The sequence below is a fragment of the Duganella sp. Leaf61 genome, from assembly GCF_001421905.1.
Taxonomy (GTDB): domain Bacteria; phylum Pseudomonadota; class Gammaproteobacteria; order Burkholderiales; family Burkholderiaceae_D; genus Rugamonas; species Rugamonas zoogloeoides.
The window spans coordinates 568,253-580,879 of the sequence record NZ_LMLM01000028.1; the positions used below are offsets into that span (position 1 = coordinate 568,253).

Annotated in this window: 10 protein-coding genes; 7 read left to right on the forward strand and 3 right to left on the reverse strand. The window is 64.6% G+C overall.

Annotated elements, in window-relative coordinates; genetic code table 11:
- From ASF04_RS17690 to ASF04_RS17715, 6 genes are all read left to right on the forward strand, one after another.
- Window positions 1-2,526 (forward strand): TonB-dependent siderophore receptor, encoded by a 2,526-nt coding sequence (locus tag ASF04_RS17690; protein WP_056144397.1) that lies wholly within the window; start codon window positions 1-3, stop codon window positions 2,524-2,526.
- Complete coding sequence (locus ASF04_RS17695; RefSeq protein WP_056144400.1) at window positions 2,516-3,520, forward strand: ABC transporter substrate-binding protein; 1,005 nt, start codon at window positions 2,516-2,518, stop codon at window positions 3,518-3,520. The genes ASF04_RS17690 and ASF04_RS17695 overlap by 11 nt, the downstream gene beginning before the upstream one ends.
- A 33-nt stretch (window positions 3,521-3,553) precedes the next feature.
- Window positions 3,554-4,894, forward strand: a complete 1,341-nt coding sequence (locus tag ASF04_RS17700; protein ID WP_056144403.1) for an LLM class flavin-dependent oxidoreductase — start codon at window positions 3,554-3,556, stop codon at window positions 4,892-4,894.
- A 13-nt stretch (window positions 4,895-4,907) separates the two neighbouring features.
- Window positions 4,908-5,489, forward strand: a complete 582-nt coding sequence (locus ASF04_RS17705) for a cysteine dioxygenase (RefSeq protein ID WP_056144406.1) — start codon at window positions 4,908-4,910, stop codon at window positions 5,487-5,489.
- Window positions 5,486-7,078 (forward strand): rhodanese homology domain-containing protein, encoded by a 1,593-nt coding sequence (locus tag ASF04_RS17710; RefSeq protein WP_056144409.1) that lies wholly within the window; start codon window positions 5,486-5,488, stop codon window positions 7,076-7,078. The genes ASF04_RS17705 and ASF04_RS17710 overlap by 4 nt, the downstream gene beginning before the upstream one ends.
- 115 nt (window positions 7,079-7,193) lie before the next feature.
- The gene (locus ASF04_RS17715; RefSeq protein WP_056144411.1) at window positions 7,194-8,864 is read left to right on the forward strand and encodes a methyl-accepting chemotaxis protein; all 1,671 of its coding nucleotides are present in this window, start codon (window positions 7,194-7,196) and stop codon (window positions 8,862-8,864) included.
- Between the two features lie 26 nt (window positions 8,865-8,890).
- On the opposite strand, the gene ASF04_RS17720 is transcribed toward ASF04_RS17715, so the two are convergent.
- Window positions 8,891-9,205: an addiction module antidote protein gene (locus ASF04_RS17720; protein ID WP_056144414.1), complete on the reverse strand. Its 315-nt coding sequence runs from the start codon at window positions 9,203-9,205 to the stop codon at window positions 8,891-8,893.
- A gap of 38 nt (window positions 9,206-9,243) precedes the next feature.
- Here ASF04_RS17720 and ASF04_RS17725 point away from each other — a divergent pair, with 38 nt between their 5' ends.
- Entirely contained in the window at window positions 9,244-9,738 is a 495-nt protein-coding gene (locus ASF04_RS17725) for a nucleotidyltransferase family protein (protein ID WP_156368682.1), read from the forward strand.
- Between the two features lie 20 nt (window positions 9,739-9,758).
- On the opposite strand, the gene ASF04_RS17730 is transcribed toward ASF04_RS17725, so the two are convergent.
- Window positions 9,759-10,253, reverse strand: coding sequence for a DUF6702 family protein (locus ASF04_RS17730; protein ID WP_056144417.1), 495 nt, complete (start codon window positions 10,251-10,253; stop codon window positions 9,759-9,761).
- Window positions 10,253-12,619, reverse strand: a complete 2,367-nt coding sequence (locus ASF04_RS17735) for a M1 family metallopeptidase (RefSeq protein ID WP_056144419.1) — start codon at window positions 12,617-12,619, stop codon at window positions 10,253-10,255. The genes ASF04_RS17730 and ASF04_RS17735 overlap by 1 nt, the downstream gene beginning before the upstream one ends.
- Window positions 12,620-12,627 lie beyond the last annotated feature (8 nt).

A 12,627-nucleotide genomic window follows, 5' to 3' on the forward strand; every position in this document is an offset into this window, starting at 1 on the left:
ATGCAGCAGACCACTCATAACAATAAATCGCCACGCCTGACGGCATTGCAACTGGCACTGGCGGCAGCAGGCTTGCTTGGCGCTGGCGTGGCCATCGCACAAAGCACTGCGGCACAAACCAGCATGGGCCAGGTGCAGGACGTGGTGGTGACCACCGGCGTGCGCGGCGAGGCCCGCACCGTGGCCGACAGCCCGGCGCCGATCGACGTGATCAGCGGCGAGCAATTGATCCATACCGGCCGCGCCGAACTGGGCGAGGCGCTGGCGCGCCTGCTGCCGTCGTTTAACTTCGGCACCAACCAGGCCGGCGTCAACTCGGTGGTGCGGCCGGTGAGCAATCGCGGCCTGGGACCGGCATATACGCTGGTGCTGGTCAACGGCAAGCGCCGCCACAACTCGGCGCTGCTGACCAACGGCGGCGGCGACACCAGCGGCGTTAACGCCATCGATCTCGATACCATTCCACTGTCGATTATCGACCATATCGAAGTGCTCAAGGACAGCGCTGCCGCCCAGTATGGCTCGGACGCGGTGGCCGGCGTGGTCAACGTGATCCTCAAGACCGGCAACCATGGCGGTCAGCTGGGAGTGAGTTACGGCGAGCTGAAAGAAGTGGACGGCAATCCGAGCAACGCCAAGATCGAAGGCAATGCCGGTTTCCGCCTGGGCGACGACGGCTTTGTCAATATCGGCGTGGCGGCGCGCAAGCGCGGCCAGTCGTGGAAAAACTTCCCATCGACGAACCTGGTGGCGTATTCGCCGGCATCGAACCCCAAGAACGCTACCTGGAACCGCGACGGCGCCCACAACGGCGACCCCGGTATCGAAGCCTACGACGTCGGCTTCAACCTGGAAAAGCCGCTCGACAAGGACACCACGCTGTACGCGTTCGGCACGGCCGGCACCCGCAACACGGTGGCCGGCAATAACTTCCGCCGCCCGAATGGCCTGGCGACCTTGGCCCAGGTATACCCGGACGGCTACTTCGCCATCAATAACATGAGCGCCTTCGACTTCCAGTTGAATGCCGGCGCACGTGGCCGCACGGCCGGCTGGAACTGGGATATCAGCACCGGCTACGGCAAGAACCGCGCCCGCCAGTACAGCAACCTTACCCTGAACCCGTCGCTGGGACCGACGTCGCCGACCAGCTTCGACAACCTGGCCACGTACCAGTTCGAACAGTGGACTACCAACGAAGACTTTACGCGCGCCTTCGACGTGGGCCTGAAAAAGCAGCTGCAATGGTCGTGGGGCCTGGAGCAGCGCCTCGAGCGTTTCTCCACCTATGCGGGCGATCGCCTCGGTTACATCAATGGCGGCTACATCTTCCAGCCCGGCGACCAGGAAGGCAATCCGAACGTGGGCCGGCCGGCAGCGGTGGGCGCGCAGGCCGGTGTGGCCCTGTCGCCGGACGATGCCACGCGCGTAAAACGCACGGTGCTGGCGATCTACAACGACATCGGTTTCTACCCGGTGGAGCAGTGGTTCGTGGGTGCGGCGGTGCGCGCGGAGCACTACAACGACAGCGCCGGCAATACCGCCAGCGGCAAGCTCAATACACGCTACGATTTTTCGCCGGTGGTGGCGATACGCGGCACCGCCGGTTCCGGCTTCCGCGCGCCGTCGCTCACGCAGATCGGCTACTCGCAAACCGACAACCGCACCAACATCAACCCGGTGACGGGCGAGGTGGCGCCAAGCCTGTCCAAGCTGCTGCGCAACGACTCCGACCTGGCCCGCCGCTTTGGCGCGCGCGATCTCGACCCGGAAAAGTCGGTGAACTTCGGCTTGGGGCTGGTGCTCAAACCGGCCGACAATATCAACATCACGCTCGACGGCTACCAGGTCAAGGTAAAAGACCGCATCGTCCGCACCGGCTACATGTTCGGCCCCGCCTTCGCACCGACGCTGCGCGCGGCCGGACTGACCGGCACCGAGTGGGTGCAGTACTTCGCCAACGCCATCGACACCCGCACCCGTGGCGCCGACCTGGTGACCGATCTGACCAGCGACTACGGCAGCTATGGCCTGGTGCGCTGGGGCGCGGCAGTGAACTGGAACCGCACCAAGGTCCAGCGCATCAACGCCACGCCTCCGGAGATCACCGCGCTGGGCGCCAATACCGGCGGCAGCTCGGTGTGGTTCGGCTACTCGGCCGGCGGCGGCATCGGCGACTTGAGCGCCACGCCGCGCACCAAGATCATCCTGTCGGCGCGCTGGTTCGCGGGCGACTGGGAAGTCAATGCGCAAACCACGCGCTTCGATTCCTACACCTGGCAAACCACCGCCAACCGCGCCCAGGATTACCATTTTGGCGCCAAGTGGCTCACGGATTTCGACGTCAGCTACGCGGTCAGCAAGAGCGTCAAGCTGGTGCTGGGCGCGGCCAACCTGTTCGACACCAAGCCTGACCGCAACGGTCCCGGCGACGCCAACTCGGGCAGCAGCGGCTTTACCTATGGCCCGTCGCCATTCGCGCCGAGCGGCGCCTATTACTATGGCAAGGTCGCATATGACTTTTGAGCCCGACCGCCTGCGCCGCCTGCTGACCATGCTGCCGGCGGCGGCATTGCTGGGCGCCTGCGGCAAGCAGGGTGGGGTAGCTGGCGCCACCGCTGCTGCCGGCGCTGCGCCCGACCTTTCCAAGGTCACGCTGGTACTGGGCGACCAGGTCAAGCTGTTGCGCACCAAGGCCGAAGCGGCCGGGGTGCTCGACAACCTGCCGTACCAGATCAAGTGGGCCAGCTTCCAGGGCGCCGCGCCGTTGTTCGAGGCGGTGGTGTCGGGCGATGTCGATACCGCGATGGCGGCCGACACGCCGGCGCTGGCTGCTGCTGCCGGCGGCGCGCGGGTAAAAGTGGTGGCGGCCAGCGTGTCGTCGCCGACCGGTGTGGCGATCCTGGTGCCGCCCGGTTCACCGATCAAGACGGTGGCGGACCTCAAGGGGCGCAACGTGATCGTCTCGTCCGCGCGCGGCAGTGTGTCCCACTACCTGTTGTTCGGCGCGCTGCGCGAGGCGGGACTGAAACCGGACGACGTGGTCACCGGCTTCATGCTGCCCAGCGACGCCGCCGTGGCTTTTTCGAGCGGGAAGATCGAAGCATGGGCCACGTTCGGCACGTACCAGGCCAATGCCGAAATCCAGGGCGCGCGCATCCTGCGCGACGGCGTGGGCATCAATTCCGGCATCGGCGTGATCGCCGCGTCGGACGCCGCGCTGGCCGATCCCGGCAAGCGCTCGGCGCTGGCGGACGTGCTGCGGCGCCTGGCGCTGTCGAACACCTGGGCCAATGCCCATCCCGAGGAATATGCCGCAGTTTTCCAGCAGCTGACCGGCCTGCCGCCGGACGTGGTGAAGCTGGTGGTGGGCCGCGACCGCCCGCAACTGCGCGCCGTGGACCAGGAGATCGTGCGCCAGTTGCAGGATGTGGCCGATACGTTTTATGCAGCGAAGCTGTTCCCCAAGCGGGTGGATGCGAGTGCGCTGGTCGATGCCAGCGTGTTCCGCCCGGTCTGAAAACCATACAGAGAATCGATACAAGGAGTCATCATGAGCACACATCAAGCACCGCGCCAACTCAAACTCGGCTTCATCCTCCACGGCGTAGGCCCCGGCTGGGGCGACTGGCGCCATCCCGACGCCGATCCCACGGCCAGCACCAATATCGACTTCTACCTGCGCCAGGCCAGGCTGGCGGAGCAGGGAAAGTTCGACTTTCTGTTCGTGGCCGACAGCGTGCATATCACCGAAAAATCGAGCCCCCATTATCTGAACCGCTTCGAGCCGCTCACCATCCTCTCGGCGGTCGCCACCCACACGAAAAACATCGGCCTGGTGGGCACGCTCACCGTCAGTTACAGCGAGCCGTACACGGTGGCGCGCCAGTTCGCGTCGCTCGACCATATCAGCCGTGGCCGCGCGGGGTGGAACGTGGTCACCTCGTGGTTGTCGGGCAGCGCCGAGAACTACGGCAAACCGACGCACCCGCCGCATGAAGTGCGCTACCGCATCGCCGCCGAACACCTGACCACTGTGCAGGGACTGTGGGATTCGTGGGAGGACGACGCGCTGGTGCACAACAAGGAAACCGGTCAGTTCATCGATCCGACCAAGCTGCATACGCTCAACCACCAGGGCGAGTTCTTCTCGGTGCGCGGACCGCTCAATATCGCCCGCTCGCCGCAGGGGCAGCCGGTGATCTTCCAGGCCGGCGCATCGGAAGACGGCCGCAATTTCTCGGCGCGGTATGCCGACGCCTTTTTCACCGAAGGCTCCACCATCGAATCGTCGCAGGCGTATTACGCCGACATCAAGAAGCGTGCCGCCGCCTTCGGCCGCGCGCCGCACCAGGTCAGCGTGCTGCCGGCGCTGCGCGCCATCGTGGGCGCGACTGAAGAGGAAGCGCAGGCGCTGCACCGCCAGGCCGAAGGGCTGATCCGCATCGAAGACGCGCTGGTGGCGCTGGCCCGGTCCTTCAACGAGCATGACCTGACCCAGTATCCGCTCGACGGCCCGTTCCCGGACATCGCCCAATATGGCGCCGACAGCAATCGCAGCTCGTCGGAGCGCATCATCCGCACCGCCCGCGAGGAAAATCTCACGCTGCGCCAGGCTGCGCTGCGTTACGCCAGCCCGCGCAAGGAGTTCGTCGGTACCGGCGTGCAGGTGGCCGATGCGATCCAGCGCTGGTTCCTGAACGATGCCGCCGACGGTTTCATCCTGTTCGAGGCGCTGCCGTACCAGCTCGATGCTTTCATCACCCACGTGGTGCCGGTGCTGCAGGAGCGCGGCCTGTTCCGGCGCGAGTACGAGGCCACCACCTTGCGTGGTAATCTGGGCCTGGACGTGCCGGAAAACCGCAACACCGCCGCGCGCCGTCAGGCCGCGTAATCAGGGAGTAACCATGGCAGACACTATCGCCACCGGACAGCCGGCGCCGCCCCGGCTGCGCCGCTTCATCGAGGACCTGGGCCGCGTGCTGGAAGAGGGCGCCGACGAACCGCGCGTGGTGCGCGAGGGCGCGACACTGCTGCGCGACCTGGTGGCCCACGACGACTGGCTGCCCGACGACCTGGCCCAGCCCGACGCCCAATACTACCGCCAGTACCTGTTGTACCGCGATCCGCAGGCGCGCTTTTCCGTGGTCAGTTTTGTGTGGGGCCCGGGCCAGTCCACGCCCATCCACGACCATACCGTGTGGGGCCTGATCGGGCTGCTGCGCGGCGCCGAGATTTCGCAGGATTTCGAACGCACGGCCGACGGCGCGCTGGTCAAACTGGGAGCGCCGCAGCGGCTCGAGACCGGCGCTGTCACCGCCGTCTCGCCATCGCTGGGCGACATCCACCAGGTCTTCAATGCCTACGCCGACCGCGTGTCGATCGGCATCCATGTCTATGGCGCCGACATCGGCGCGGTGGACCGCAGCGTCTTCTCGCTTGATGGCGCTGTGAAACCTTTTCGTTCCGCCTACGCCAACCAACCATGACCAAAAATCTTACCGCGACCTATCAAGACGTGCGCGCTGACCTGCTGGCCGGCCGCGAAATCGCGCTGCTCGACGTGCGCGAGGAAGACCCGCACGCCCAGGCCCACCCGCTGTTCGCCGCCAATTTGCCGTTCGGCCGCATCGAGCTCGATGCCTACACCAAGCTGCCGCGCCGCGACGTGCGTGTTGTCACGCTCGATGGCGGTGAAGGCCTGGCCGCATCAGCCGCCGCGCGTCTGCGCCAGCTGGGCTACCTCGATGTGGCCGTGCTGGCGGGCGGCGTCGATGGCTGGCGCGATGCCGGCGGCGAGTTGTTCCGCGACGTGAATGTGCCGAGTAAATCTTTCGGCGAACTGGTGGAGGAACAGCGCCACACGCCATCGCTGTCGGCGCCCGAAGTGCAGGCGCTGATCGACGGCGGCGACAACATCGTCATCCTCGACGCCCGCCGCTACGACGAATACCAGACCATGAGCATCCCGGGCAGTCATAGCGTGCCGGGCGCCGAGCTGGCGCTGCGCGCGCGCGAACTGGCGCCCGATCCGGCTACCCGCATCATCGTTAACTGCGCCGGCCGCACGCGCAGCATCATCGGTACCCAGTCGCTGATCAACGCCGGCGTGCCCAATCCCGTCTCGGCGCTGCGCAACGGCACCATCGGCTGGACCCTGGCAGGGCAGAAGCTGGCGCACGGCCAGTCGCGCACCTATCCGCCGGCCACGGAAGCCAATCACCGCCAGGCGGCTTCGGATGCTCGGGCGCTGGCCGACCGCGCCGGCGTGCTGCGCGTGGCGCACGAGGGATTGGCGCAGCTGATCGCGGAACCCGGCCGCACCACGTACCTGCTGGACGTGCGCAGCCCGCCGGAATTTGCCGATGGCCGCCTGCCCGGCTTCCGCTCCGCGCCCGGCGGCCAGCTGGTGCAGGAAACCGAGCAGTTCGCACCGGTGCGCGGCGCGCGCTTCGTGCTGGCGGACACCGACGGCGTGCGCGCCAACCTCACCGCGCACTGGTTGCGCCAGATGAACCACGAGGTGTATGTGCTCGACGGCACGCAGGCGCAGCATTTCAACGTGACCACGCCGTGGAGCGCCGACCTGCCGCCGCACGCGCCGGTGGAGGAAATCGATCCGGCCACGCTGGCGCGCTGGCTCGATGACGATGCCGACGGCACCGTGGTGCTGGACTTTACCTCGGGCGTCAACCACGTCAAGCGCCACATTCCCGGCGCCTGGTTCGCGCTGCGTTCGGACTTGCAGGCGGCGCTGGCGCGGGTGCCGGCAGGCGCGAAGCGCTACGTACTGACCTGCGGCAGCAGCCTGCTGGCGCGCTACGCGGCGGCCGACGTGCAGGCGCTCACCGATTTGCCGGTGGTGGTGCTGGCGGGCGGCACCACCGCGTGGGCCGACGCAGGGCTGCCGGTGGAGTCGGGCGAGCAGCGCCTGGCGTCGCCGCTGATCGACCGCTATCGCCGGCCGTACGAAGGCACGGACAACCGCGCGGAGGCCATGCAGGCGTACCTGGACTGGGAGTTCGGCCTGGTGGCACAGCTGGGACGCGACGGTACCCATGGCTTCCACGTGGTTTAAGCAATAACTTTATAGTTAATCCGTTAGTATAATTGCCCATTGGAAATGGTGCGGGTATAGTGGCAGGAGGCCGCGTCAAGATGGTCGCCACCCCCTCACCTCCATGGAAAAGTCTATGAGTATCACTAAACGCTTGATCTTGACCTTGTCAGTGGCCTTGCTGGCCCTGATTTTCGTTGGCGTCACTGGCCTGTCCCAGCTGTCCAACGCCCACCACCGCCTGGACATGGTGCAAACCCGCTTGATCCCGAGCATCGAAGGACTGAACTCCGCCAAGAGCTATGCCGCCGCCACGCGTCTGGCCGGCTACCGCCTGTCGGTGTTCTCCAACCTGGAAGACAAGACGGCGCTCGACAAAGCCTACAACGACGCCCACGCCAAGTTCGACGAGGTGCTGGCCAGCTACGAGAAAAATCGCATTTTCGATGACACCGACCGCAAGATGCTGGAAGAGGACAAGCAGCACATGGCCGCCTACCGCCAGGCGCTGGTGCCGTTCATCGCGGGCGCCCATGCCGGCGACATGGACGCGGTACGCGCCACGCTGATGCCGGGCACGCCGCTGGCGCTCACCGCCGCCGCGCTGACCAAGGGTTTTGACGACCACATCGCCTACAACAACAAGCTGATTGCCGACATCCGCGACGAGAGCGTGAACGCCTATGACTTCGCCTTTACCCTGCTGGTGAGCGTGGTGGCGCTGGCGCTGCTGGTGACCGGCGCGCTGGCATGGCAGCTGTATAAACTGATCAAGGGCAGCCTGGAGTCGATCCGCAGCACGCTGGTGCACGTGAGCGAGACGCTGGACCTCACGCGCAAGATCCCGGTTGCGCGCATGGACGAAATCGGCCAGACGGCAGTAGCCTTCAACCAGCTGCTGGCGCAGATCGGCCGCGTGATCGACACCGTGCGCGCGTCCACCGGTGCGGTAGGTTCGGCCTCGAGCCAGATTGCCGCAGGCACCGGCGACCTGGCGCAGCGCACCGCCAGCCAGGCGGCGGCACTGGAAGAGACGTCCGCCAGCATGCATCAACTGACATCCACCGTCGGCCAGAACGCCGACAACGCGCGCCAGGCCAACCAGCTGGCCCGCTCGGCCTCGCAGGTTGCCTCCGAGGGCGGCGCGGTGGTGGAGCAGGTGGTGGTGACCATGGGTTCGATCAACGAATCGTCGCGCAAGATCGTGGACATCATCTCGGTCATCGACAGCATCGCCTTCCAGACCAACATCCTGGCCCTGAACGCCGCCGTGGAAGCAGCGCGCGCCGGTGAGCAGGGCCGTGGCTTTGCCGTGGTGGCCAGCGAAGTGCGCAACCTGGCGCAACGCTCGGCCGCCGCCGCCAAGGAAATCAAGACGCTGATCGACGACTCGGTGGAAAAAGTAGGTTCTGGCACCAGGCTGGTGGAACAAGCCGGCACCACGATGCACGAAGTGGTATCGAGCATTCGCCAGGTGACCGACATCGTGGCCGAAATTAGCGCCGCCACCCAGGAGCAAAACGACGGCATCGCCCAGATCCACCGCGCGATCACGGAGATGGACGGCACCACCCAGCAAAACTCCGCGCTGGTCGAAGAAACTGCCGCCGCCGCCGAGACGCTGCGCGAACAGGCCGACATGCTGGAGCAGACGGTGGCCGCATTCACCATCGCGGCGGGGCAGGGGGCCAAGCCGGCAGCGAAACCAGCACCAGCCGAGGCTGTACCACGCGTAGCGGCCAGGGCGCAGCCGAAGTTGAAGGCGCCGGCGCCGGCGGCGACTGCCGATGAGTGGGAAGCGTTCTAGTCAGCGTCTATCGAGTGTCTTGATGATCAAGCTGGCATGACGCGATGCACGCCAAGCTTGAGTCCCGCGGCATCGAGCACCGCCAGCAGTGTTTTAATGGTGGGGTTGCCGTTGGGCGAGAGCGCACGATACAGGCTCTGTCGGGGTATGCCGGCACGCTCGGCAACGCTCGCCATGCCTTGGGCTTCGGCGACGTGGCGTAATGCTGCCAGGAATGCCTGGCGACCACCTTCTTGGTAGGCATCTTCCATTGCTGCTGCAAGGTATTCGTCGATAAATGCCGGATCCTCGCGCAGCAGTTCCACCACTGCATCGTCATGCGGGCGAGACGATTTGTTCATGCTGCATTCCTTCCGTTCCAGTCTTTCCAGTAAGCAGAATGCGAGCGCGAGACTGCCGGTCAGCCTGGTGCATTGGTGCGGGCGCGGTGCGTAACCTGGTGTGGGACCACCTACATGGCTACGCAACGCCATCAGATCTTGCCGATATCGACCTTGCGTACTTCGACGAGCAGGAGTTACCGGAAGAAGAGCCGCGGCACCAGGAAATAATCGCTCATGCCTGTCCGGGTTTGCCTTGGGAGGTGACGAATCAAGCCCATGTCCACCTGTGGTTTGAAAAGTATTTCGGATATCCTGTCACGCCGCTGCACAGTCTCGCGGAGGCGGTGGCGACATGGCCGGAGTTTGCCACGTCGGTGGGCATCTGCCTCGACGAAGATGACGCACTGCATATCATCGCGCCTTGGGGCCTCGATGATTTATTCGAGATGCGAGTCCGGTGCAATCCGGTGCGGGTGAGCGAGGAGACGTTTTTGAGCCGGACCAGGAGCAAGCGCTATATGGAACGCTGGCCGAAGGTGCGTGTGCGGTAAGGCAGTGGTCTTTTTGCGGACTACGGCACCACCTGGTCCAGACTCCCCTGGTCAAAGATCAACGTCTTCACCGGCCCATCCACCTGCACATTGACGGTATTTTTCTGCGCCGGAATCAGGTCCGTCAGCACCGCGTTATGGATGCGCGAGCCGGCGCCGAGGCGGGTGCGCGCGATCTCCTGGAAGATCACCACGCTGTCCGCATCGGCCTTCATGCCGATCCAGGTCAGAGGCAGGCGCTCGCCCTTGCGGCCCGATACGGTGAACTGCTTTTCGGCGTACTTGCGCAGCAGCGCTTCGCTGCCCGGCTGGCCCAGGTCCACCACGCGCCCGGCCTGTCTGGTCAGCAGCGTGGCGACATCGTGCGCAGTGTAGGTGTGGACGATTTCGGTGCTGCCGGTGCGTTCGTTGTAGCTGATGTCGGCGATCCCCATGTGGTAGTTATGGGCGCTTGCCGCCGCGCTGGAGAACACCAGCGCGGCGGCGGCGCCGCAGCGTAGCAAACGCAGAACCATCAATTACCTGCTTCGGCCTTGGACTTGTCGTCCTTGGCCTTCAACGGGGTATTGTAGTCGCGCATCAAGTTGACCTTGTCACGCTCGGTCTTGAACAGCTCCAGGCGCGACTGGGTCGGCTTGCGCGGCCAGGCGTTGTTGCTGGTGTCGATGTCGGCGGTTTCCCAGTACGGGTCCTGGGTCAGGCCCACCATCGGCTCGTCGGTGACGATCAACTTGGTGATCTTCTTTGGCGAGTAGCGCCATACTTCGGCCGGCACGCGTTCCACGTACTTCTTGCCGCTCTTGAGTTCAATCTCCAGGATCAGCGGCATCACCAGCCCACCCACGTTGGAAAAGTCCACCAGGTACAGGTGCTTGCCCTGGTCCAGCAGCTGCTTTTCCCACGGTTCGAGCTTGTCCACCGCTTCGGCGTACGTGTTGCGGTCCTTGTTGGTGACCGTGAATTCGTCATGTTCGTTGTAGAAGTCCTTCAGTTCCGGGTGCGCGTCGGTGCGCTTCGGCAGGGACTTGTTCAACTGCTGCGAAATCGAGATCGGTTGCGCTTCCTTCTGCGCGCGGCGCCATGCCTTTTCCTTTTCCGGGTCCTTGGTGTTGACGCCGTATTCGCTGATGCCATCGATGCTGATGTCCACCGCGTCGGTCGTGTAGAACCAGCCGCGCCAGAACCAGTCGAGGTCCGTGCCCGACGCATCTTCCATGGTGCGGAAGAAGTCGGCCGGGGTAGGGCGCTTGAACTTCCAGCGCTGCGCGTACTCCTTGAACGCGTAGTCGAACAGCTCGCGGCCCAGGATGGTCTCGCGCAGGATGTTGAGCGCGGTGGCCGGCTTGGCGTAGGCGTTGTTCCCGAACTGCAGCAGGGACTCCGAGTTGGTCATGATCGGCACCTGGTTCTGGCTGCGCATGTAGTCGACGATGTTGCGCGGCTCGCCGCGACGCGACGGGTAGTTGTCTTCCCATGCCTGCTCGGCCAGGTACTGCACGAAGGTGTTGAGGCCCTCGTCCATCCAGGTCCACTGGCGCTCATCGGAGTTGATGATCATCGGGTAGTAGTTGTGGCCTACCTCGTGGATGATCACGCCGATCAGGCCATACTTGGTCTGCTGCGAATACGAAATTTCGCCGGTCTTCTTGTCCTTGGTCGGACGCGGACCGTTGAACGAGATCATTGGATACTCCATGCCGCCTACCGGGCCGTTGACCGAGATCGCGGTCGGATACGGGTAGTCGAAGCTGTACTTGTTGTACTGCTCGATGGTGTGCACGATCGACTGGGTGCTGTACTTCTCCCACAGCGGGTTGCCTTCTTTCGGATAGTAGGACATGGCCAGCACATTGGTGCCGCCCTTTTTGTAGCCCTGCGCATCCCAGATGAACTTGCGGCTCGACGCCCACGCGAAGTCGCGCACGTTGGCGGCCTTGAAGTGCCAGGTTTTCGACGCGGTGCTCACCGATTTTTCGGCTTGCTCGGCTTCGGCCTGGGTGACGATCACCACCGGCTTGTCCGACGTCCTGGCCTTGGCCAGGCGGTCGCGCTGCGCTGCGCTCAGAACATCGCCGGGGTTTTGCAGTTCGCCGGTGGAGGCCACCACGTGGTCGGCCGGCACTGTCAGTTTCACGTCGTAGTCGCCGAATTCCAGCGTGAACTCGCCGGAGCCGAGGAACTGCTTGTGCTGCCAGCCCGTCACGTCGTAGTAGGCCGCCATGCGCGGGAACCACTGGGCGATTTCGAACAGGTCGTTCTTGTCCGCCTGAAAGTGCTCGTAGCCGGAACGGCCACCCAGCACCAGCTGCTCGTTGATGTTGTACGACCAGTCGATATTGAAGCTGTAGGTCTGGCCCGGCTTCAACGGCGTTGGCAGGTCGATGCGCATCATGGTGCGGTTGATGACGTGCTTGAGCGGCTGGCCGCCGGCTGTCACCGCGCTGATCTTGAAGCCGCCATCGAAGTCGCGGCCGGCCAGCACGCCGCGCAAGCCTTCGAACTTGAAGCCGTCTTCGGCACCGCGTGGCTTGGTCCACGCTTCGCGCGACGGCTGCGTGAGCATCATGCGTGCGTCGGAATCCTTCTTGTAGATGTTCTGGTCCAGCTGCACCCACAGGTAGGTGAGCGTGTCGGGCGAATTATTGTGGTAGCGGATTTGCTCCGAGCCGGTCAATGAGCGCTTCGATTCGTCCAGCGTGGCGCGGATGGTGTAGTCGGCGCGCTGCTGCCAGTAGGCTGCACCGGGAGCGCCCGAAGCCGTGCGATAGGTGTTGGCGGTAGGGAGAACTTCGTCCAGTTGACGGAATTTGTCGTCGAAAGGTTCCGCCGCAAACGCGGATACGGTCAAGCATAAGGCCATGAAGCCGAAGGTTGTGCGCATAGTTTGTG

What these genes read in the sequence shown, in the direction of transcription:
- ASF04_RS17710 (WP_056144409.1), top strand. Translation starts at nt 5,486, where the DNA reads ATGACCAAAAATCTTACCGCGACCTATCAAGACGTGCGCGCTGACCTG.
- ASF04_RS17705 (WP_056144406.1), top strand. Translation starts at nt 4,908, where the DNA reads ATGGCAGACACTATCGCCACCGGACAGCCGGCGCCGCCCCGGCTGCGC.
- ASF04_RS17725 (WP_156368682.1), top strand. Translation starts at nt 9,244, where the DNA reads ATGCGAGCGCGAGACTGCCGGTCAGCCTGGTGCATTGGTGCGGGCGCG.
- ASF04_RS17735 (WP_056144419.1), bottom strand. Translation starts at nt 12,619, where the DNA reads ATGCGCACAACCTTCGGCTTCATGGCCTTATGCTTGACCGTATCCGCG.
- ASF04_RS17700 (WP_056144403.1), top strand. Translation starts at nt 3,554, where the DNA reads ATGAGCACACATCAAGCACCGCGCCAACTCAAACTCGGCTTCATCCTC.
- ASF04_RS17730 (WP_056144417.1), bottom strand. Translation starts at nt 10,253, where the DNA reads ATGGTTCTGCGTTTGCTACGCTGCGGCGCCGCCGCCGCGCTGGTGTTC.
- ASF04_RS17690 (WP_056144397.1), top strand. Translation starts at nt 1, where the DNA reads ATGCAGCAGACCACTCATAACAATAAATCGCCACGCCTGACGGCATTG.
- ASF04_RS17720 (WP_056144414.1), bottom strand. Translation starts at nt 9,205, where the DNA reads ATGAACAAATCGTCTCGCCCGCATGACGATGCAGTGGTGGAACTGCTG.
- ASF04_RS17715 (WP_056144411.1), top strand. Translation starts at nt 7,194, where the DNA reads ATGAGTATCACTAAACGCTTGATCTTGACCTTGTCAGTGGCCTTGCTG.
- ASF04_RS17695 (WP_056144400.1), top strand. Translation starts at nt 2,516, where the DNA reads ATGACTTTTGAGCCCGACCGCCTGCGCCGCCTGCTGACCATGCTGCCG.